Annotated in this window: 21 protein-coding genes; 13 read left to right on the top strand and 8 right to left on the bottom strand. The window is 72.6% G+C overall.

Translation table 11 applies throughout. The features are described 5' to 3' along the window. Window positions 1-40: 40 nt before the first annotated feature. A complete protein-coding gene (locus ACTWPV_RS23010) occupies window positions 41-1,471 on the bottom strand; it encodes a WS/DGAT/MGAT family O-acyltransferase (protein WP_443153334.1) in 1,431 nt (476 codons plus the stop codon). A 215-nt stretch (window positions 1,472-1,686) separates the two neighbouring features. Here ACTWPV_RS23010 and ACTWPV_RS23005 point away from each other — a divergent pair, with 215 nt between their 5' ends. The 3 genes from ACTWPV_RS23005 to ACTWPV_RS22995 all read left to right on the top strand — a co-directional run bounded on the left by ACTWPV_RS23005 (window position 1,687) and on the right by ACTWPV_RS22995 (window position 5,631). Continuing rightward, window positions 1,687-2,865 carry a cysteine desulfurase-like protein gene (locus tag ACTWPV_RS23005; RefSeq protein WP_443153333.1) on the top strand — a complete coding sequence of 393 codons (1,179 nt, stop codon included), beginning with the start codon at window positions 1,687-1,689 and terminating at the stop codon, window positions 2,863-2,865. Between the two features lie 57 nt (window positions 2,866-2,922). Continuing rightward, window positions 2,923-4,578 (top strand): acetolactate synthase large subunit, encoded by a 1,656-nt coding sequence (locus tag ACTWPV_RS23000; protein ID WP_443153332.1) that lies wholly within the window; start codon window positions 2,923-2,925, stop codon window positions 4,576-4,578. An 81-nt stretch (window positions 4,579-4,659) separates the two neighbouring features. Beyond that, the gene (locus tag ACTWPV_RS22995) at window positions 4,660-5,631 is read left to right on the top strand and encodes a tyrosine-type recombinase/integrase (protein ID WP_347644520.1); all 972 of its coding nucleotides are present in this window, start codon (window positions 4,660-4,662) and stop codon (window positions 5,629-5,631) included. A gap of 9 nt (window positions 5,632-5,640) precedes the next feature. On the opposite strand, the gene ACTWPV_RS22990 is transcribed toward ACTWPV_RS22995, so the two are convergent. After that, window positions 5,641-6,585 carry an AraC family transcriptional regulator gene (locus ACTWPV_RS22990; protein ID WP_443153331.1) on the bottom strand — a complete coding sequence of 315 codons (945 nt, stop codon included), beginning with the start codon at window positions 6,583-6,585 and terminating at the stop codon, window positions 5,641-5,643. A gap of 71 nt (window positions 6,586-6,656) precedes the next feature. Between ACTWPV_RS22990 and ACTWPV_RS22985 the strand changes: the two genes are divergently transcribed. After that, on the top strand, window positions 6,657-7,502 hold the full coding sequence (locus ACTWPV_RS22985) for an SDR family oxidoreductase (RefSeq protein ID WP_443153330.1): 846 nt from the start codon (window positions 6,657-6,659) through the stop codon (window positions 7,500-7,502). Next, entirely contained in the window at window positions 7,499-7,921 is a 423-nt protein-coding gene (locus ACTWPV_RS22980) for a nuclear transport factor 2 family protein (protein ID WP_443153329.1), read from the top strand. Before ACTWPV_RS22985 ends, ACTWPV_RS22980 begins: the two co-directional genes overlap by 4 nt. Window positions 7,922-7,934: 13 nt before the next feature. Here the strand turns inward: ACTWPV_RS22980 and ACTWPV_RS22975 are convergent, their stop codons facing one another. Next, window positions 7,935-8,537, bottom strand: coding sequence for a TetR family transcriptional regulator (locus ACTWPV_RS22975; RefSeq protein ID WP_347644524.1), 603 nt, complete (start codon window positions 8,535-8,537; stop codon window positions 7,935-7,937). A gap of 65 nt (window positions 8,538-8,602) precedes the next feature. On the opposite strand from ACTWPV_RS22975, the gene ACTWPV_RS22970 reads away from it, so the two are divergent. The 5 genes from ACTWPV_RS22970 (at window position 8,603) to ACTWPV_RS22950 (ending at window position 14,205) form a co-directional block, all read left to right on the top strand. Next, entirely contained in the window at window positions 8,603-10,630 is a 2,028-nt protein-coding gene (locus ACTWPV_RS22970; RefSeq protein WP_443153328.1) for a HelD family protein, read from the top strand. 42 nt (window positions 10,631-10,672) lie between these two features. Further along, window positions 10,673-10,981, top strand: a complete 309-nt coding sequence (locus ACTWPV_RS22965) for a hypothetical protein (RefSeq protein ID WP_443153327.1) — start codon at window positions 10,673-10,675, stop codon at window positions 10,979-10,981. Window positions 10,982-11,052: 71 nt separating this feature from the next. After that, complete coding sequence (locus ACTWPV_RS22960; protein ID WP_347644529.1) at window positions 11,053-11,649, top strand: NUDIX hydrolase; 597 nt, start codon at window positions 11,053-11,055, stop codon at window positions 11,647-11,649. 253 nt (window positions 11,650-11,902) lie between these two features. Further along, window positions 11,903-12,565 carry a lysophospholipid acyltransferase family protein gene (locus ACTWPV_RS22955; protein WP_347644530.1) on the top strand — a complete coding sequence of 221 codons (663 nt, stop codon included), beginning with the start codon at window positions 11,903-11,905 and terminating at the stop codon, window positions 12,563-12,565. A 65-nt stretch (window positions 12,566-12,630) separates the two neighbouring features. Beyond that, window positions 12,631-14,205: a penicillin-binding transpeptidase domain-containing protein gene (locus tag ACTWPV_RS22950; protein ID WP_443153326.1), complete on the top strand. Its 1,575-nt coding sequence runs from the start codon at window positions 12,631-12,633 to the stop codon at window positions 14,203-14,205. An 8-nt stretch (window positions 14,206-14,213) separates the two neighbouring features. On the opposite strand, the gene ACTWPV_RS22945 is transcribed toward ACTWPV_RS22950, so the two are convergent. From ACTWPV_RS22945 to ACTWPV_RS22930, 4 genes are all read right to left on the bottom strand, one after another. Next, window positions 14,214-15,080: an alpha/beta fold hydrolase gene (locus ACTWPV_RS22945; protein WP_443153325.1), complete on the bottom strand. Its 867-nt coding sequence runs from the start codon at window positions 15,078-15,080 to the stop codon at window positions 14,214-14,216. A gap of 293 nt (window positions 15,081-15,373) precedes the next feature. After that, window positions 15,374-16,018, bottom strand: coding sequence for a PadR family transcriptional regulator (locus ACTWPV_RS22940; protein WP_443153324.1), 645 nt, complete (start codon window positions 16,016-16,018; stop codon window positions 15,374-15,376). Window positions 16,019-16,077: 59 nt separating this feature from the next. Then, complete coding sequence (locus ACTWPV_RS22935) at window positions 16,078-16,803, bottom strand: TetR/AcrR family transcriptional regulator (RefSeq protein WP_443153323.1); 726 nt, start codon at window positions 16,801-16,803, stop codon at window positions 16,078-16,080. Window positions 16,804-17,056: 253 nt separating this feature from the next. Next, window positions 17,057-17,338, bottom strand: a complete 282-nt coding sequence (locus ACTWPV_RS22930) for a DUF3040 domain-containing protein (RefSeq protein ID WP_443153322.1) — start codon at window positions 17,336-17,338, stop codon at window positions 17,057-17,059. A gap of 134 nt (window positions 17,339-17,472) precedes the next feature. Between ACTWPV_RS22930 and ACTWPV_RS22925 the strand changes: the two genes are divergently transcribed. Continuing rightward, window positions 17,473-18,504 carry an Rv2578c family radical SAM protein gene (locus ACTWPV_RS22925; RefSeq protein WP_443153321.1) on the top strand — a complete coding sequence of 344 codons (1,032 nt, stop codon included), beginning with the start codon at window positions 17,473-17,475 and terminating at the stop codon, window positions 18,502-18,504. A 39-nt stretch (window positions 18,505-18,543) separates the two neighbouring features. Here the strand turns inward: ACTWPV_RS22925 and ACTWPV_RS22920 are convergent, their stop codons facing one another. Further along, window positions 18,544-19,122: a helix-turn-helix domain-containing protein gene (locus ACTWPV_RS22920; protein ID WP_443153320.1), complete on the bottom strand. Its 579-nt coding sequence runs from the start codon at window positions 19,120-19,122 to the stop codon at window positions 18,544-18,546. A 133-nt stretch (window positions 19,123-19,255) separates the two neighbouring features. On the opposite strand from ACTWPV_RS22920, the gene ACTWPV_RS22915 reads away from it, so the two are divergent. After that, window positions 19,256-19,954 (top strand): class I SAM-dependent methyltransferase, encoded by a 699-nt coding sequence (locus tag ACTWPV_RS22915; protein WP_443153319.1) that lies wholly within the window; start codon window positions 19,256-19,258, stop codon window positions 19,952-19,954. Window positions 19,955-19,957: 3 nt separating this feature from the next. Continuing rightward, window positions 19,958-20,458, top strand: coding sequence for a DinB family protein (locus tag ACTWPV_RS22910; protein WP_443153318.1), 501 nt, complete (start codon window positions 19,958-19,960; stop codon window positions 20,456-20,458). Window positions 20,459-20,606 lie beyond the last annotated feature (148 nt).

Genomic DNA, 20,606 nt, shown 5'->3' with positions numbered 1-20,606 from the left:
GCGAGCGGGGCGATCGAGGATCATCCGGGAAGCGTAGGCGTCATCGCGACACGTCGGCTTCCGCGTTGCGCAAGTCGGCCAGGGCGTCCCGCAGGTATCCGGCCAGTTCCCAGGCGTCGGGCACCATCGCGCGGTCGGTGATGACGCCGATGTCGAGCGAGCCGTCGTAGGAGAAGGCCGTGATGTTGACGCCGCCGCTCACGTCCGAGATCACGGAGACCGGATAGTGGTGCAGCAGCCGGGCCCCGCACACGTACAGGGGGAACTGGGGTCCCGGCACGTTCGAGACGATCAGGTTGATCGGCGGGGCGGCCTGCCCGAGCAGGGCGAACGCCGAGCGGGAGGCCAGGCCCATGAGAGCGGCGGGCATCGACTCGCTGAACTCGCGCAACCACCGCGCGGACGCCGGCGAGAACCGGTCCTTGAGCCGCCGCATGGCCTGCCGCACGTGCTGCAGCCGGTCGGCGGGGTCGGCGACGTGCACGGCCAGCGGAGCCGTCATGATCGTCACCTGGTTGCCGGGCCCCTCGGCCCCGGCGTCCCGCAGCGAGAACGGCACCCCCGCCACCAGCGGCTGGCTCGGGACGCCCCCGTGCGCGGCCAGCCACCCGCGCAGCGCTCCCGCGCACACGGCCATGACCACGTCGTTGACGGTGACGCCGAACGCCTTGCGCACCTGCTTGAGCTCGTCCAGCGGCAGCGACACGTACGCGAAGCGCCGGTGCTCCGACACGGGACCGCTGAAGGGCGTCCTGGGCACGGGCAGCGTCGGCAGGTCGGGAACCTGCCGGGCGCCGGCCAGCCTGCGGGCCAGCCCGGAGACGAACCGGGCGCCGGGGAGCGCGGACACGACGGGGATCTCGTCCAGGTGGGGGACGGCCATGGACGCGAACCGCACGGCGTGCGCGGGGTTGCCGGCCAGCCTGGCCACGCCGCGCGCCAGCATCTCCGCCTGCCCGGGAGGCGGGGCGTCGCGTTCGGGCTCGGCCTCGGGCGGCGGCGCGGGCCGGGGGCCGGTGTCGAGCAGCGCGGCCAGCACGTCGGCGCCGCCCACCCCGTCCACGGCCGCGTGATGGATCTTCGTGTAGAGGCCCATGCGGCCGCCGGCCAGCCCGTGAATGAGATAGATCTCCCACAGCGGCCGGCGCCGGTCGAGCCGGCGGGCGTGCAGCCGCGAGACCTGCTCGGCGAGTTGCCGCTCGTCGCCGGGCGGCGGCAGGCCGATCTCGCGCACGTGGTAGTCGAGGTCGAGATCGTCCTCCTGCATCCAGTACGGGTGGTCGAGCCCCAGCGGCACCGGGGCCAGCTTGCGGCGCAGCGCGGGCACGTACGGGAGCCGTTGTTCGAGGAGGGCCTGCAGGTCGGCGCGGTGGAGGTCGCCGTCGAGGATGGCCAGGCCCGCGATGTTGGCGATGTTCGTGGCCGTCTCGAAGTGCAGGAACTGCGCGTCCAGGGCGGTCAGCTGGGGCATCCGTCGAACCTCCGCCCGGACAGGCCGGCCACCCACGTCAAGGGCGCGTTCGGCACGTCGTCCAGCCCCCTTCCCGCGAGATCCGCAGACCTCTTCAGCTCCCTGCCCGGCGGCCAGGCCCGTACGGCGCCGCGTTCTTCGCATGACAGCACAAGAAGGTGCTGACGCGTCGGCGCGGCACGATTGAGGTCTCCGAGGCTGAGCATCTACATACCATGCCTTTCCCTATCAAAACGGTACGCGCCACCTATCCCGCACTCTCCGACGGCTACGCCTATCTTGACGGAGCCGCCGGCACGCAGACGCCGCAATCGGTGATCGACGCCATCTCCACCGCATACCGGACCGGGATCGGCAACGTCGGCGGCGCCTTCCCCGCCAGCCACCGCTCCGACGCCATCGTCGCCGCCTGCCGCGCCGCCGTGGCCGACCTGGTCGGCGGCCATCCGGACGGCGTCATCCTCGGCCCGAACATGACCACGCTCACCTACCGCCTGGCCAGGGCCGTCGCCGGTCCCGGCGACGAGGTCGTGGTCTCCAGGCTCGACCACGACGCCAACGTGCGCCCCTGGACCCAGACCGGCGCCACCGTGCGCTGGGCCGAGGTGGACCCGGTCACCGGGGAACTGCCGGTCGAGCAGTACGAGAGCCTGATCGGCGAGCGCACCAGGGTCGTGGCGGTGACGGCGGCGAGCAACATCCTCGGCACCCGCCCCGACGTGCCCGCGATCGCCGAGCTGGCGCACCGGGCGGGCGCGCTGACGTACGTGGACGGCGTGCACGCCACCCCGCACGGCCCGGTGGACATGCGGGCGCTGGGCGCCGACTTCTACGCCACGAGCGCGTACAAGTGGTCGGGACCGCACATCGGCGCGGTGGTGGCGGACCCGGCGCTGCTGGAGACCATCAGGCCGGACAAGCTGGCCTCCTCGGCCGACACCGTGCCGGAGCGGTTCGAGACGGGCACGGCCGCGTTCGCCGACCTGGACGGCGTCACGGCGGCCGTGGACCACCTGGCCTCCATGGTCCCCGGCACGGGGAACCGCCGCGAGCGCCTGCTCGCCTCGATGGCCGCGGCGGAGGAGCACGAGCTGGCCCTGTTCCAGGTGCTGGTCGAAGGGCTGGAGACGATGCCGCACGTCACCGTGTACGGCAAGCCCGCCAGGCGCACCGCCACCGCCTACTTCAACGTGGCCGGCCACACCCCGCGCCAGGTGGCCGAGCACCTGGCCAGGCTCGGCGTGAACGTGTGGAACGGCCACAACTACGCCTGGGAGCTGACCGGCGCTCTCGGCATCCGCGAGTCGGGCGGCGCGGTGCGCGCGGGCCTGGTGCACTACAACGACCGCTCCGACGTCGACCGGCTGCTCGAAGGGGTGGCCAGGCTGGAATGAACCGGGGTCTCCCGGTGCTGTCGAGGAACGCAGTCTTCATGAAAAGAGGCGTTTCCCATGTCCCGGCAGGCCGTCGCCGCCCAGCTGATCGTGCAGGCACTGGAGGCGGAGGGCGTCGAATACGTCTTCGGCATCCCCGGTGAGGAGAACATCCACTTCGTCGACGCGCTCCACGACTCCTCCATCCGTTACGTCCTCGTACGTCACGAGCAGGGCGCGGCGTTCATGGCGGAGATCTACGGCAGGCTGACCGGCAGGCCCGGCGTGGCGTCGGCCACGCTCGGCCCTGGCGCGATCAACCTGCAACTCGGCGTGGCCGACGCGACCACCAACAGCACGCCGGTGGTGGCGATCACCGCCCAGGTGGGGCTCGACCGCATCTACAAGGAGTCGCACCAGGTGGTCGACCTGGTCTCGCTGTTCAGGCCGATCACCAAGTGGGCGGAGCTGGTGCCGTCGCCGCAGGCGCTGCCCGAGATGATCCGCAAGGCGTTCAAGACCGCGCAGACCGAGCGGCCCGGCGCCGTCTACCTGGCGATCCCCGAGGACGTCGAGTCGGCGCCGATCCCCGACGGCCTGGCCCCGCTCCCGGTGAACGTCGTACGCCCGCAGGATCCCTCGGCCGCGCAGATCGCCCGCGCCGCCGAGGTGCTCGACGGCGCCCGCCGGCCCATCGTGCTGGCCGGCCACGGCGCGACCAGGGCGGGCGCCTCGCAGGCTCTGGTGCGCTTCTCCGAACGGCTCGAGCTGCCGGTGGCCACCACGTTCAACGGCAAGGGCGTCTTCCCCGACGACCACCGGCACGCGCTGGGGGCGGTGGGGTTCATGCGCCACGACTACGTGAACTTCGGCTTCGACGAGGCCGACGTGCTGATCAGCGTCGGGTACGAGCTGCAGGAGTTCGACCCCGTCAAGATCAACCCGCTGCGCGACAAGAAGATCATCCATATTCACCGGTTCCCCGCCGAGGTGGACGACCACTACCCCGTGGCGGTAGGGGTGCACGGCGACGTCTCGCGCTCGCTGGACGCGCTCGGCGACGCCGTGCACCGGCGGTTCGAGATGAACGGCACCGGCCAGAAGATCCGCCGCATGATCGGCGAGGAGCTGGCGCAGGGGCGTGCCGAGGGCGCGTTCCCGCTGTCGCCGCGCAGGATCGTCGCCGACATCCGCGAGGCCATGGGCCGCGACGACATCGTGCTGGCCGACACCGGCGCGGTGAAGATGTGGATGGCCCGCATGTACCCGACCTACGAGCCGAACACGATGCTGGTCTCCAACGGGCTGTCGTCCATGGGCTTCGCGGTGCCGGGCGCGCTGGCGGCCAAGCTGGCCCACCCTGAGCGCAAGGTGCTGGCCGCGACCGGGGACGGGGCGTTCCTGATGAACTCCCAGGAGCTGGAAACCGCCGTGCGCGAGCGGATCCCGTTCGTGGTGCTGGTGTGGGTGGACGACGCCTACGGCCTGATCGAGTGGAAGATGGACCTGGAGCTGGGGCGCGACTCCCACGTCGCGTTCGGCAACCCCGACTTCGTCACGTACGCCGAGAGCTTCGGAGCCCGCGGCCACCGCGTGACCAGCGCCGGCGAGCTGCTGCCCACGCTGCGCAAGGCGCTGGCCGACGACGTCGTGTCCGTGATCGCGGTCCCGGTCGACTACGCGGCCAACCTGCAGCTGACCGACAAGCTGGGCGAGCTCACCGGCCCCTTCTGACAGGACGGCGGCCCGGCGCCGGCGCGGAGACGGGTCGCGCCTGGATGGGCTCGTGGACGGAGGGGCCGTAAGATCGGCCCGGTGAGCCTGCCTGCCGTGCCCGATGCCGCGGCGCTGCCGGTCGAGCCGGCGCGCGACCCCTACCACGTCTATCTCGACTCGCTCACCAGCCCCGAGTCGCGCCGCACCATGCGCGGCTGCCTCGACCGGCTGGCTCGGCTGCTCACCGGCGACGAGAGCGCCACGGGCGCGGGCCAGCCGTGGCACCTGCTGCGCTACGAGCACACCGTCCGCATCCGCACGATGCTCACCGACCAGGGCTGGTCGGCGGCGTACGTCAACAAGCACCTGGTGGCGCTGCGGCGGGTGCTGAAGGAGGCGTGGCGGCTCGGCCAGACCAGCGCCGAGGACTTCGCCCGCGCCTCGGACCTCGCTCCCGTACGCCAGAGCCGGCTGCCCACCGGGCACCACGTTCCGCCCGAAGTGGTCGGGGCGGCCCTGTCGGCCTGCGACGACTCCCCGGCCGGGGTGCGCGACGCGGCGCTGATCGCCGTCCTCTACTCCACCGGCTGCCGCCGGGCCGAGCTCTCGGGCCTGGCGCTGGCCGACTACGACCCCGGCGCCCGGTCCCTGCGGGTGCGCGGCAAGCGCGACAAGGAGCGCCTCGTCTATCTGACGGCGGAGGCGATCGGGCTCGTCGAGCGGTGGCTGGCGATCCGCGGGACCAGCTCGGGGGCGCTGTTCAGCCCGATCAGCAAGTACGGCACCCTGCGGCGGCGCGACGGCAGGCCGGTGCGGCTGACCGGGCAGGGCATCGCCGACATCCTGGCCCGCCGGTTCGGGGAGGCGGGCGCGTCGCGGCGTACGGCGCACGATTTCCGCCGTACGTTCATCGGCGAGCTCCTGGACGCCGGGGTGGACCTGGCGACGGCCCAGGCTCTGGTGGGCCACTCCTCCCCCGCCACGACGGCCCGCTACGACCGCCGCCCGGAGAAGACCCGCCGCGACGCCGTCGACCGCCTCCGCCTGCCCGCCCCCCGCCCTCTCGCCTGACCGAGCCGGTCACCTTTTCCCGCCTGCGCGGGCGTCGGCGTTCTTGCGATATTCGCCGGGCGTCGAACCATGCCATTGCTTGAAGGCCAGGTGAAAGCCGACCGCCGACCGATAACCGACGCGCCGCGCGATCCGGCTGTGCGGGAGGGTGCTCTCGGCGAGGAGCCGCGCGGCCTCCTGCATCCTGCGGGCGGTCAGGTGCCGCATCGGCGCCTCGCCGACGAGCTCGCGGAAGGCCGCGGCGAACGCCGAGCGCGACAGTCCCGACTCCTCGGCCAGCGACTCCACCGTCCAGGGCTCGGCGAACCTGGTCTGCACGGCCAGCAGCGCCGCCCCGACGGCCGGATGCCGCAGGGCGCGCAGGATCGGCTCGCCCTCGGACAAATTCGCGAGGGCCGCGCGCAGGGCGAGCACGAAGGCCAGCTCGAAGGCGCGCAACGCGACGATCTCCAGCCCTGGCTCCCCGCCGTCCCAGCCGCCGGACAGCCGGTCCAGCATGTCGCCGAGCAGCGGCTCGCCGTCGATCGCCGCGCGGTCCAGTACGAGCATCTGCGGCAGCGCCCGGTAGAGCGGGGCCGCGGCGGCGGCGTCGTAGTGCAGCCCGCCGCAGAGCACGGCGGTCAGCGGTCCAGGGCCGTCGATCGACACCCTGCGCGCCAGGCCCGGCTCCCGCCCGGGGAGCAGGCTGTCCAGCGGCACGGCGGGGCCGCCGCTGGCGTCGCCGAGCCGGTGGCCCGCGCCGTGCGGGAAGACCGCCAGCTCCCCCGCGCCCAGCAGCACCGGCTCGGCCCCCGGCAGCTCCACCGTGCACGTGCCTTCGCTGATGTAGTGCAGCAGGGCGCAGTCTTCCCGCTCGCCCGTCACGCCCCACGGCGCGCGGGCCGTCCAGCGGCTGCGGAACACCCCGCGCAGGCGGAGCGGTCCCAGCAGCTCGCTCAACAGGTCACCATCCACCGGACGATCCTTAAATATCGTGAGATGTCCTTTTATAGAGCGTACTGCCGCACGCCGGAAGGATGGAGCCCATGAGATTCCTGGTGATCGGCGCCTCGGGCGCCCAAGGCGGCGCGGTCGCCCGCCGGCTGGTCGCGGCGGGGCACGAGGTCCGCGGCTTCTCCCGCACCGCGAACGTCCCTGAAGGGGTGCGACCCTTCCCCGGCGACCTCGGGGACGCGGGGCGGGTGAAGGAGGCGTTCGACGGGGTGACGCACGCGTCGGTGTCGCTGCCCATGGAGTTCGACCCCGCCACGGTCTCCGCCTACGTGCGCCACGTGATCGGCGGCGCCCGGGCCGGCGGGGTGCGGCGGCTGGTGTTCAACACGGGCAACCGGCTGCCCGGCCGCGACACGGGCGTGGCCGCGTTCGACACGCGCGCGAGCGCGGCCGCGACCCTGCTGGGCAGCGGGCTTCCGGTGGTGGTGCTGCGCCCGCCCCTGTACGCCGACAACCTGCTGGCGCCCTGGGTGTCCGGCCCGCTGGCGAGCTCGGGCGTGCTGCGTTACCCCGTCCCCGCGCGGGTCGCCGTACCGTGGCTGACGCACGACGACCTGGGCGCGGTGACGGCCGCGGCGCTCACGCGGGACGGGCTGGACGGGCTCACGCTGGACGTGGGCGGGCCGCAGGCGCTGACGGGGCACGAGCTGGCGGCGGCGTTCGGAGCTCAGGTGCGCTACGAGGAGCAGGACGTGGACGCGTTCGAGGCGGACCTGGCGCGGATGGCGGGCGCGCCGACGGCCGCCGGGGTCGCCGGCACCTACCGGTGGATCCGCGACACGGACGGCTTCTTCGCCACCGCCCACGACGCCGGTGAGCGGCTGGGCATGTCCCTCACGCCGCTGCGCGAGTGGATCGCCGTCAGGGGTCTGTCATGACGGACGCCGAGCGCGAGGTGATCCGCCTGCACCGGGTGATCGAGGCGTGGCTGACCGGAGCGGCCGACCGGGCGGACTTCGCGCCCTTCGCCGGGGCGCTCGCACCGGACTTCACCCTGGTCGGCCCCGACGGGGTGGCGATGGCGCGGAAGGAGGTCGTGGCCTGGGTGGAGGGCTCCCACGGCAGCGCGCCGGATCTCAGGATCACCATCCGCGACGTCCGCGTGGTGGCCGGGTCGGGCGATCTCGTGGTGGCGACCTACGAGGAATGGCACGGGACGGCTCCCGGCGGGCCCGCGCCGCCACCGGACGCGCAGGGGCGCCGGGCGACGGTGGTGTTCCGGCGCGGCGCGGGCCTGGACTGGCTGCACCTGCACGAGACCTGGCTGGCGGCCCCGCCGCCGGCCGTGACCGGGTGAGCCCGCGCGCGGGTCACAGCGCGGGAAGCAGCGAGAACGCCCGCTCGGCCGCGCGAACCGCCTCGGGCTCGACCTCCCCGAGCGGCCGGCCGCCGGCCAGCTGCTCCCAGGTGCGCCGGGCCAGCACCCGCTGCGTGGCCAGCACCTGCCCCGCGAGCAGGCCCGCGGTGAGGTCGTCGGCCGTCTCGGCCAGCGCCTCGGCGAGCGCCCGCTCTTCCTGCGCCATGTGCTGCAACAACCGCGCCGCCAGGCTGGGCGTGAAGAACACCATCCGGTGGTAGGCCACCACCTCGGGGTCGTCGTTGAGCCCGGTGACGGGGTCGTGCCGGGCGAGCCCGTCGAGGAAGTGGCGGCGCAGCGCCCGCACCGCCCCCTCGCCCTCCGCGCGCCGCCGCACCACGCGCGCCGACTCCCCCCGGTGGTCGGCGATGCGGTGGAGGGCGAGGTCCTCCTTGGTCGGGAAGTATTTGAACAGCGTCGGCTTCGACACCCCGGCCGCCGCCGCGATCTCCGTCACGGGCACCTCGTCGAAGCCGCGCTCCAGGAAGAGCGCGATGGCCGCCGTCGAGATGGCGTCGTGCACCCGCTGCCGCTGAAGCTCTCGCAGTCCCGTCATGAGCACACCCTACCAAAGTGTTAACCTGGTTAATCTCTTAACCGAGTTAACACTTTGGGGGTGCGATGGGCACGCTCGACGACGAGAGACGGTACGTCGAAGAGTGCAGGGCCGGACTGCGCAGGATGGTGCAGGGCGCGCGCGACAACGTGATCGTCGGCGAGGCCGTGACCGGAAACAGCTACAGCGCGGAACGGCTGGGACGCCGCCTCAAGAGCCTGGTCAAGGAGCTCGACGAGGAGCCCGACGGGCCGCCCTTCTTCGGCCGGCTCGACTTCGGGGCGGGCTCGGCCGAGCACCGCGGCCGCGCCTACCACATCGGCAGGCGCCACATCACCGGCGAGCACGGCGGCCCGCCCGTGGTGATCGACTGGCGCGCGCCCGTCGCCAGGGCCTTCTACCGGGCCGGCGCCCGCGACCCCCAGGGCGTCGCGGTGCGCCGCCGCTTCGGCTGGTCGGGCACCACCCTGACGAGCTTCGAGGACGAGCGCCTCGAACAGGGCGAGGAAGGCGGGAGCAGGATCCTCGCCGCCGAGATCGAACGCCCCCGCGTGGGCCCCATGCGCGACATCGTCGCCACCATCCAGCCCGAGCAGGACGACCTCGTACGCGCCGCCCTGGACACCTCGATCTGCGTCCAGGGCGCCCCCGGCACCGGCAAGACCGCGGTCGGGCTGCACCGGGCCGCCTTCCTGCTGTACGCGCACCGCCGGCGCCTCGAACGCTCGGGCGTGCTGGTGCTCGGCCCCAACCAGGCCTTCCTCGGCTACATCTCCGCCGTCCTGCCCGCGCTCGGCGAGGTGGACGTCGAGCAGACCACGCTGGGGCGGCTGCTCGGCGCGCTGCCCGTCACCGCGACCGACAGCGAGGAGGCCGCCGCCGTCAAGCATGACGCCCGGATGGCGAAGGTCCTGCGCAAGGCCCTGTACGGCCGGATCAGCAGGCCGGTCGAGCCGGTCGTGGTGCCCGACGGCTCCTACCGGTGGCGGGTGTACGAGGACGAACTGCGCCGCTTCGTCGACGACACCCGGCGCGAGTCGCTCCCGTACGCCGTGGGGCGGGAACGCGTGCGCGCGAGGGTGGTCGAGTCGATCCGGCGGCAGGCCGAGACCCGCGGGCGGACGCCGAACGCGGCCTGGCTCCGCAGGATCGGCCGCGCCGTCACCTCATCGCTCGACGTGCTCTGGCCCGCCGCCAAGCCCGTGGAGGTCCTGTACGAGCTGTTGCGCGGCCCCGCCGCCGGCCCGGACCCTGCCGCCGGCGTGCTGTCGGACGCCGAGCGCGCCGCCATCACCTGGAACAGGCCGCCCCGAAGCGTCAGGAGCGCCACGTGGTCGGCCGCCGACCTGGTGCTGCTCGACGAGCTCGCCGCGCTCATCGAGCGCCCGCGCGGCTACGGGCACGTCATCGTGGACGAGGCCCAGGACCTGTCGCCCATGGAGTGCCGGGCGGTGGCCAGGCGCAGCGAGCACGGCTCGCTGACCGTGCTCGGCGACCTCGCCCAGGGCACCACCCCGTGGGCCGCCACCTCGTGGCGGGAGCGCATGGAGCTGTTCGGCAAGCCGGACGCCCAGATCGTCGCCCTGACCACCGGCTTCAGGGTGCCCGCGGCGGTGGTCGACCTGGCCAACACGCTGCTCGCGGCGCTCGACGCAGAGGTGCCCGCGACGCGCTCGTACCGCGCCGACGGGCGGCTGCGGGTGACCCGGGTGGCGACGCCGGCCAGGGGCGTGGTGGCGGCGGTGCGCGAGGCGCTGGCGTTCGAGGGCTCGATCGGGGTGATCGCGGCCGGCTCGGACGTGGAGGAGCTCGCGTCGGCGCTGCGGGACGAGGGCCTCGACGCGGGCGAGCGGCTGACCGTGCTGCCCGCCGCCATGGCCAAGGGACTGGAGTACGACCACGTGATCGTGGCCGAGCCCGCCGCCATCGCCGAGGCGGAGCCGCGCGGGCTGAACCGCCTGTACGTCGCCCTCACCCGGGCCGTCTCCCGGCTCGACGTCGTGCACGCGCGTCCGCTGCCTCCCCAGCTCACCCCACCCGCTGAAGCCGCGGGAATGCCGATCCGGCTCACCGGCTCGACAGGGCCGCCGTAGCGAGGTGTGATGTGTTTCACGCCTCCGAGAGGAGCCAGCGCAGTGACGACGTCCTCCGAACCGCCCCACGGCGACGAGCCTCCGGCCCCGTGGTCGCAGCCACCGCCCTACTCTCAACCGCCCCATCAGCCGCGGCCGGCCACCCAGGTGCTGTCGATCATCGGGTTCGTCTGCGCCGCGGTGGCCGTGCTGTTCGTCCCGATCCTGTTCGGCCTGGCCGGCATCGTGCTCGGCATCGTCGGCCACACGCGCGGCGAGCCGCTGGGCAAGTGGGCCGCCGTCGCCGCAGGGGTGGGGATGATCCTGGGCTTCGTGCTCGGCATCGTGGTCATGAGCAGCATGTACGCCTGACGCCGCGCGCCGCCGGCGCCCAGGTCGTCATGGTCCCGCGCGCGTCACACGCGCCGTGAGATCCTGGTGGCGTGCTGTCGCCCATCGACGTGCTGCGCGAGCAGATCATCGCCCACCTGGCCGCCTTCGACCGCAGGCAGGTGCCGCCGGTCGGCGGGGTGCGCAGGGCCGCCGTCACCGTGTGCGTGCTGGAGGACGCCGAGCGCCGCCCGTACACGATCCTGATCAGGCGGGCGCCGCACGGCCGCAACCCAGGGCAGTGGGCGCTGCCCGGCGGGCGGCTCGACGACGGCGAGCGGCCGGTGGACGCGGCGCTGCGCGAGCTGGCCGAGGAGACCGGCGTCACCGGGGTCGAGGTGGCCGGGCTGCTCGACGACTTCGTCACCGACTCCGGATTCGTGATCACGCCGGTGGTGGCGTTCGGCGGCCGGCAGGAGCCGGTGGCCGACCCGCGCGAGGTGGCCTCGGTGCACGCGGTGCCGCTGGAGCGGTTCCTCGCGCCGGGGGTTCCGCGCTGGGAGGGGAAGCTGCTGCAGATGCCGCTCGGCCCCTCGATCGTGATCCACGCGCCGACCGGGGCAATTTTGTGGCAGTTCGCGGAGGTGGCGCTGCGTGGCCGTGAGCAGCGGGTCTTCGACGTAGCGCAACCACATTGGACGAGAACGTGACCGATTCTTGGGGGCGTATGGAATTCGTGTCGCCGGATGTCCGTTAGCATCGAAAGGCCGATGTGGTCTGTGTCCCCCGGGCCGCAAATTACCGCCTTCACGGAATACCGTTCGGCTGGAGCCGTGTTGTGCATCTCGCCGAGGAGGCGACCGCCACATCGGCCTTAACAGCTTTTCCAGGCGTCCCGCCCACCGGCGGGGCGCCTGCTTTATGGTGGGTTGGCCGACCGCCCGATGATCGCAGGAGTGCTCGTTGCTGTACGAAGTGGTCAAGTTCGCCGCCGCGCCACTGGCACACGCCATGTGCCGGCCGCATGTCACCGGCGCGGCCCACGTGCCGAGGAGCGGGCCCGCGATCCTGGCCGCCAACCACCTGTCGGTGCTCGACTCGTTCCTGCTGCCCGCGCTGCTGCCGCGCCACGTGACGTTCACCGCCAAGAACGAGTACTTCGACGGCAACCCGGTCTCCGGGTTCTTCATGCGGCTGGGCGGGAGCCTGCCGATCGACCGCGAGAGCGCGCACGCCGCCCAGGTCATGCTCGACGAGGCCGCCGCGCTGCTGGGACGTGGCGAGCTGTTCGGCATCCATCCCGAGGGCACCCGCTCCCCCGACGGCCGCCTCTACCGCGGCAAGGTCGGCGTGGCCTGGCTGACGCTCAAGACGGGCGCCCCCGTGCTGCCCGTGGCGCTCAGCGGCACCGAGAAGGTGCTGCCGCCCGGGACGTCGGTGCCGAGGCCCGCGCGGATCGGCATCGCCATCGGGGCGCCCATGCGTTTCGACGGCGACCACACCAAGGCCCGTGACCGCCGCCGGGTGACCGACGAGATCATGGCGGCCATCCAGCAGCTGTCGGGGCAGGAATACGTGCCGGCCTACGCGTCGAGCCTCAAGGCCGCCGCCAACGGCACACCATGAGCCGGGCCGTCCGGCGTCGATGACGAGGGGGCTGATCAGTGGCGCGGGGTCGTACGATCGCGATCGTGTCCGTCGCCGCCGTGCTCGCGGTGGGGGCCGCGGGCGGCGGCGCCTACTACGTGCTGCACACCAGGGGCACGCCCGCCGAGACGGCGCAGCGCTTCGCCGCCGCGTGGCAGGCGGGCGACAAGGCCGCCATGGCGGCCGAACTGGCCACACCGCAGCAGTTCAGCGCGTACGACCAGCAACGCGAGGCGCTCGCGGTGGAGTCGACCGTGATCCGGCTGGGCCAGGTCACCGAGGGCGACGACCGGGCCAGCGCCCCCTACACCGCGACCCTGACGCTGAAGGACATCGGCACCTGGGTCTACGAGGGCGAGATCGACCTCAAGGTGGCCGACCGCACCTGGAAGGTCGACTGGAAGCCCACGACGCTGCACCCGTCGATGACCGAAGGGGCGTCGTTCGAGGTGAAGACCCGCTGGCCCGAGCGCGCCGAGATCACCGACGCCGAGGGCGGGCGCATCGACACCGGCACGGTCGGCGGTTCGGTGCAGCAGCTCGTCGGCTATCTCGACAAGGCCTCCAAGAAAGACGCCGCCAAGCTCGGCTCCGCCTACAGACCCGGGCAGACCATCGGGCACCACGGACTGCAGAGGACGTTCCAGAAGCAGCTGGCCGGCACGCCCTCCACGGAGATCATGCTGGGTGGCAAGACCCTGGAGACCATCGAGGGCAAGGACGGCGAGCCCCTGCGCACGACGCTCGACCCGAAGGTGCAGGCCGCCGCGGTCGACGCGGTCAAGGACATCGAGAAGCCCGCGTCGATGGTGGCGATCAAGGCGTCGACCGGCGAGATCCTGTCCGTGGTCAACAACAAGGGCGGCTTCAACCGGGCGCTGGACGGCCGCTACCCGCCCGGCTCGACCTTCAAGGCGGTCACCGCGATCGGGCTGCTGGCGGCCGGGGTGTCACAGGAGGACACGGTGACGTGCCCGCAGTACGCCACCGTCGGCGGGCTGAAGATCCGTAACTCCGACAAGGCGGAGTTCGGGTCGGTGTCGTTCCTCGACGCGTTCGCCCACTCGTGCAACACGACGTTCGCGCCGCTGGCCCAGCGGGAGCTGGGCGCCGACAAGCTGCTGGAGGCGGCCGAGTCCGTCGGCTTCAACCAGCCGCTCAACATCGGCGTGCCGGCCACGGAGGCCGGCTTCCCCAAGGCCGAGTCCGACGCCGAGCTGGCCGCGGAGTCGTTCGGGCAGGCCAGGATCACCGCGAGCCCGCTGTCGATGGCCTCGGTGGCCGCCGCCATCGCCGACGGCACGTGGCGGCCGCCGACGCTGGTGCCCGAGCTCGAGCAGAAGGCCTCGGAACAGAAGCTGCCCGAAGGGGTCAAGGACGGCCTGCACGCGATGATGTCCGCCGTGGTGACCAAGGGCACCGCCAAGGCGGCCGGGCTGCCCGCCGGCACCTACGGCAAGACCGGCACCGCCGAGTACGGCACCGGGGAGAAGCTCGACAGCCACGCCTGGTTCATCGGGTTCAAGGACGACGTGGCGTTCGCGGTGGTCGTGGAGGGCGGTGGCGGCGGCGGGTCGGTGGCCGCCCCGGTGGCGGCCACCTTCCTCAAGGGCCTCTGAGCCGGGGCTCAGGCGAGGAACTCCCGGATCTCGGCGGCCACCCGTTCCGGCCGCCCGCGCCGGTCGGCGTTGCAGGTGGCGCTGTGACCGAGACCCGCCATCTCCACCCGGCGGGCGCGCGGCAGCACGCGTTCCAGCGCGTCGAGCGCCGTACGCAGGTAGGCCGGGCTTCTGGAGCCGCCGAGCAGCAGCACGTCGGCGTCCACCGACCGGTAGGCCACCGGATCGCCGGCCGTGGCCGTCTCGGCCACCACCTGGACGTCGTAGTGCAGCGTCGGGGCGAGCTCGTCGAATGTCGGCTCCCCGTTCGCCGCGGCCTTCTCCTGCCCCTTCTGCGCCAGGACGGTGAGCCATTCCAACAGGAAGCGCGGCATCATCGTGAAGATCGGCGGGCCCATGCGGGTGGCCCGCATGCCGGTGACCAGCGCCGCCGTGGTGTCACCCGCGGCGATCTCGCGATCGAAGCGGGGCAGCCAGTCCGTCGGGTTGGAGCCGGCGATGTCCAGCGGGGGTTCGAAAAGCACGATCTTGTCGAGGGCCGCAGAGGTGAGGGCGGTGCGCAGCGCGATGATGGCTCCCGAGCTGATGCCGACGGCGTAGCGGGCGCCGGTCGCCGCGAGCAGGGCGTGGAGGTCCTCCGCCTCCCGCTCGACGCCGTAGGCGGGGCCGTACGGACCGCTCACGCCGCGGCCCCGGCGGTCGGGCAGGTAGCAGGTGAAGTCGTCCGACAGCGCCTGGGCCAGCTCGATCTGGCTCCTGCCGACCTGCATGGTTCCGTGCAGGAAGACGAGGCCGGGGCCCCGGCCCAGCCGGTGGTAGCCGATCGTGGTGCCGTCCTTCGACGTCACGTCGCCCGAGGTGGTGGTGGTCGTCATGCTTGGCTCCCATGGTGGTTTCCGCCCGTGAAGGGAGCCCGGCTATTGTTGCGAGTGCCATCTCGTGGCCGGGGTCCGCTTCGCGGGTCTGCGGTGCGAGGTCTCCCGGCGGCGGTGCTGCAACACCGCCGCCGGTTTTTCGTGGTAGGGCCGGACGCCCGCTCAGCGCGGCCCGGGATTTCCCGGAAAGGCCCGGGGATCGCTCGGCGCGGCCGGGTTCCCCTGCGGACCTGAGGTTCGCAGGGCGGCCCGGGCCAGCTGGTGCGGCCGGACCTTTCCGGGGCCTGGGTTGGTCAGTCGGTGCGGCCCCTCTCGGCGAGGTCCGCCACGTCAGGAGGCATCCGGCCCGTACGGTGATAGGCGCGCCACTCCTCCAGGCCGGGGAACGCGCCTTCGCCGAACTCCGCCAGCAGCGAGCTCACCCAGCGGGCCTCGGCCTCCCGCATCGCCAGCGCGTACTCCGACTCCAGGAGGAAGAGCCGGGGCAACTCGCCGCTCTGATGTTCCAGAGCGCCGCGGTCGTCGCCGATCTGGCGTCGCAGCTCGTCGAGCCGCTGCCGCAACAGCGCCGCGACCTCGTCGGGACCGAGACCGCCCATCACCGACAGCCCGGCCTCGAACGCCGTCGGCTCCCGCTCGGGAACCGACAGCAGCTCGCGGGTCCAGTCGTCGGCCTCCTGGCGGCCCGCGTCGGTGACGCGATAGACCGTGCGCTCCGGCCTGGCGCCCTGCCGCCCGCTCTCCACGACCTCCAGCAGGCCGTGTTTCTCCAGGTTGCGGACCACGGTGTAGAGCGAACCCCACTTGATCGGCATGTCCTGGTCCTTGCCGCGCGCCCGCAGGACCGAGGCCATCTCGTAGGGGTGCATCGGCCGCTGGACGACCGCGGTCAGCACGGCGAGCGCCATCAGGTTTCCGACCCGTCGCCGCTTCGCCATCCCGCCCACCTCCTACTCGTCTACGAATATACGCGTACGAGAAGCAGGCGTAAAGACCGTCACCGGGACGCGGTCGCCTCGTCGTAGTCGAGGCCGAGCCTGGGGGCCATCTCCCGCAGGCATTCCTCGAAGACCGGTTCCAGGTCGGAGTAGGCGAAGCTCAGCTGGTTGAGCGCCTCCATGCAGAGCAGGCCGTACAGCCTGATCCAGCACGTCAGGAAGACGTGCACGGCCTCCACCGGCATGTCCACCCCGGAGGAGTCGGCGTACGCGCGCAACTGCTCCGCGATGGAGGGATGCAGCTCCCCCGGCGCGGGCACCGGGAACGGGCGCGCCTTCCACAGCTCGGCGACCTCCTCGAGGAAGACCTGCTCGAAGTCGCGCCCGGCCAGCTCGCGCGGCGAGTCGGGCCGCCTCCCGGCGGTGATCGGGCTGGCGAACACCCAGCCGAACTCCGCCTGATGCGTGACCGCCCAGCCGCGCATCGCCCGGCACGCAGAAAGCAGCCGGCGGCCGTGCTCGCCGGGCGGGCAGGAGTCGCGCGCCGCCTCCACCACCGCCGTGAGCTCGCGGAAGAAGTCGGCGGTCACCGCGCCGACCAGCTCGTCGTGCCCGGTGAAGTAGTGGTAGAGCGCCGGCCCGCTCATCCCCATCTCCCTGGCCACGGCGTTGATCGTCACAGCGGCCGGACCCTGCTCGATCAGCAGCTTGCGCGCGACCGCGCGGATCTCCGCCAGCGTCGCCTGCCTGACCCTGTCACGCCTGCTTGGGCCCTGCGCGGCCATAGTCCGCCCTCCTCCGGGGACACGAACGGTGACTTCCTCATCGGAGTAAGGAAGCTTAGTGCCTCAAGGAGAACGACCGACGTCACACCGGTGGCGGCAGCACCACGCTCCGCGATCACCTGCGACGGGACGGCGAGCCGTGCGCGGCGATGCGCGCGTGTCACATGTCCGGGCGGGGCCGCCCTTCGACGCGTCGCAGATCCGGCTACGCGCGGCCGGGAGGCGAACGGAAGGCCGGGGTGCAGGCTGGGGGTTAGAAGGCCGTGGTCAGAGCCAGCGCGGCGGCGGCGTCGAGGCGGAGCACCATGATCAGGAGGGTGGCGATGAGGGTCGCGATGAGCAGCCAGCTGATCAGGATGATCACGGTCGAGCGGCGCGGCCTGCGCGAGGCGCCCGGTGGCCGCCGGGCCGTCGCCTCGCTGCGACGGACCCGCTCGTTGAACGACTCGAGCCGAGCCACGAGTCGCGGGTCGTCGTCGACGAGGTGCTGCTCGATCTCCGCCAGCATCCGCTCCTCGTCCTGCGACCAGGCCATGGGCGCACCTCCAGAACGCAAGCTCTTCAGGCGTGTTTCTGCCCAACCATGAAGATCATTAGCCCCCGCCCGACCAGGTAATTGCCGCCTCTTTTCATTTGCGATCACGCTCGAATCCTTGTTCTAATCATGGGATGCGCTGGGACAACCTGCGCCTGGCCGCGCCCGGCCAGGACGATCCGGCCGTGCCGCTGTTCGCCCGCGGCGCGGTCACCCGCACGTTCTACACGCCCGAGTTCAAGGGGATGACCTTCTACGAGATCCAGGCTCGGTCGATCATCAACAAGGTGCCGGGAGCCAGCCGGGTGCCGTTCGAGTACACGATCAACCCCTACCGTGGCTGCAGCCATCGCTGCGTCTACTGCTTCGCCCGAAAGACACACGAATATCTGGACATGGATGCCGGAGCGGACTTCGACTCGAGGATCGTGGTCAAGGTCAACGCCGCCGAGCTGGCCCGCAAGGAGCTGGCCGCGCCCCGCTGGGGCGGTCACCACATCGCGATGGGCACCAACGTCGACTGCTACCAGCGCGCCGAGGGCCGCTACCGGTTGATGCGCGGCATCCTGGCCGCGCTGCGCGACGCCGCCAACCCGTTCTCCGTCCTCACCAAGGGCACGCTCATTCTGCGCGACCTCGACCTGCTGACCGAGGCCGCCGGCGTGACCGACGTGAGCGCCGACGTCTCGGTCGGCTTCGTCGACGCCGGCATGTGGCGGGCGGTCGAGGCGGGCACGCCCCACCCGCGGCGACGGCTGGAGACGTGCGCCACCCTCAACGACAACGGCATCGCCTGCGGCGTGCTGATGGCGCCGATCCTGCCCTACCTCACCGACTCCCCCGCCCAGCTGGAGCGCACGGTCAAGGAGATCGCCGAGGCGGGCGCCACCCACCTCGCGCCCATCGTGCTGCACCTGCGGCCGGGGGCGCGCGAGTGGTGGCTGGGGTGGCTCTCGCGCGAGCACCCACAGCTGGTGCCGCGCTACCTGGAGCTCTACGGCAGAGGTGCGTACGCGCCCAAGACCTACCAGGCGCGCGTGACCGGGCTGGTCAAGGAGCTGGCCGAGCGCCACGGCGTCGGCCGCGCCACCCCTGCCATGGCACGCCGCGTCCCACCCCGCCGCCCACCCGCGCCGGCCGAGCCCGAGCAGCTCCGCCTCCTGTGACCACCGCACCACCCTGACCGCCGCCGCCCCATGGGGTGGTCAGTGCCTGGACGGTCCCAGATGGGCGCGCTCCCCCTGCGCCCCGAACAGGGTGAGCAGCTCCGCGGGCCGGCTGCCGGCGCTGCCGATGCAGTGCGGTATGCGGGTGTCGAACTCCGCGGCCTCCCCGACCCCGAGCAGGAACTCCTGCTCGCCCAGCACAAACCTGACCTGCCCGTCGAGGACGTAGAACCACTCGTATCCCTCGTGGGTCTGCAGCTTCATCGTGGGCGTCGGGCCGGCGGGGGGATAGATGACCTTGTAGGCCTGGATCCCGCCCGGCCGCCTGGTCAGCGGCACCAGCACCAACCCTGATCGCCGCACCGGCCGCAGGTGGATGCGCGGATCGCCGGTGGGCGGGGCCGCGACCAGGTCGTCGAGCGGCACGCCGTGCGCCCGGGCCAGCGGCAGCAGCTGTTCCAGGGTGGGGCGGAGCCTGCCGTTCTCGAGACGGGACAGGGTGCTCGCCGTGAGGCCGGTCTCGCCGGCCAGCTCCGCCAGCGTGGTGCCGCGCTTCCGGCGCAGGGCACGCAGACGTGGCCCGACTCCCGCCAGTACGTCTCCCACAGGGTTGTCCATCGTTCGATAATGCGGATCCGCAACTTTTCTTGCAAGCAGGAAACGGCGGCGGCGATGCTGCCGGTACATCGCCGGCGTCGCGGGCGCGTATCGGATCACGCCTGGCACGCCGGCCGGCGAAGGGGCATCTCTGATGGATTCCACCCGACAACGACCGCCCGCCACCGGCGCCAGGGACGGCCGGGGCACGGCAGAGCAGGACGCAGGGCAGGACGCCGAGCTGTTCTGGGAGCGCCACTACCGCGCCCGGCGCTCCTGGGACGCGCGCGTCAACCCGCTGCTCGCCGAGACCGTCGCACCGCTGCGCCCCGGCGCCGCCCTGGACCTGGGCTGCGGCGCCGGTGGCGACGCCATCTGGCTCGCCCGGCAGGGCTGGCACGTCACCGCCGTGGACATCTCGGCCACCGCCGTCGGACGGGTGCGGGAACGCGCCCGCGATCTCGGCGTCGCGGACCGGGTCGTCACCGAACAGCACGATCTGGGCAGGAGCTTCCCCGCCGGCGCGTTCGACCTCGTCTCCGCCCAGTACTTCCACACCCCGTTCCCCTTGCTGCGCAACCGGGTCCTGCGCACCGCCGCGGAGGCCCTGCGTCCCGGCGGTCTGCTGCTGATCGTCGACCACGGCTCCACGGCGCCCTGGTCGTGGAACCAGGATCCCGGCACCCACCACCCCACGCCCGCCGAGATCTCCGCGGAACTCGCCCTCGACCCCGCGCGCTGGCCCGTCCTGCGCGCCGACATGCCCAGCCGCCGGGCGACCGGACCGGCCGGTGAGAGCGGCACCGTCATCGACCACATCCTGCTCGTCCAGCGAGCCGGCGGAACGGAGTGACCCATGCCGGCAAGAGGCTCCAGCACACGGGCGAAGGACACCACGCCGCCGCGGACCGGCTCCGGCGAGAAGGCCACCCTCCGGGGTTTTCTCGACCACCTGCGCAACGCGATCGCGGACAAGGTCGCGGGGGTGCCGGAACCGCGGGTACGGACCCCCGGAGTGCCCTCGGGCACCAATCTTCTCGGGCTGCTCAAGCATCTGACGTTCGTCGAACGGTTCTACTTCCTCGGCGAGGACGTCCGCGACTGGCGCGCGACCATGCGGCCGTCGCCCGAGGAGACCGTGGAGGGCCTGCTCGCCGGCTACCGGAAGGCCGTCGAGCGAGCGAACCAGGCCATCGACGCCTGCCCTGATCTGGACCTTCCCGCCCCGCGGCCCACCCGCCCCGGGCCGGCGCCCTCGATGCGATGGGTCCTGGTACACATGATCGAGGAGACCGGCAGGCACGCCGGCCACGCCGACATCCTGCGCGAGCAGATCGACGGATCCACCGGCCGCTGACCTGCCGGCCGGTGCGCGGCCCGGCCGGAAAACGGCTGGCTCGGGCGCCGTGCCCGGTGGCAACATGGGCGGGCACGTACCCGCCGACGATCAGGAGCACAAGATGCGGCGCCGCCTCGGAATCTCCCAGCGCCCCATCGGCACGAGA

Origin of the sequence: Nonomuraea sp. KM88, from assembly GCF_052245635.1 — a bacterium.
Classification (GTDB): domain Bacteria; phylum Actinomycetota; class Actinomycetes; order Streptosporangiales; family Streptosporangiaceae; genus Nonomuraea.
The sequence above is the reverse complement of the archived record's forward strand: the minus strand, read 5'-3'. Positions and strand labels throughout refer to the sequence as shown.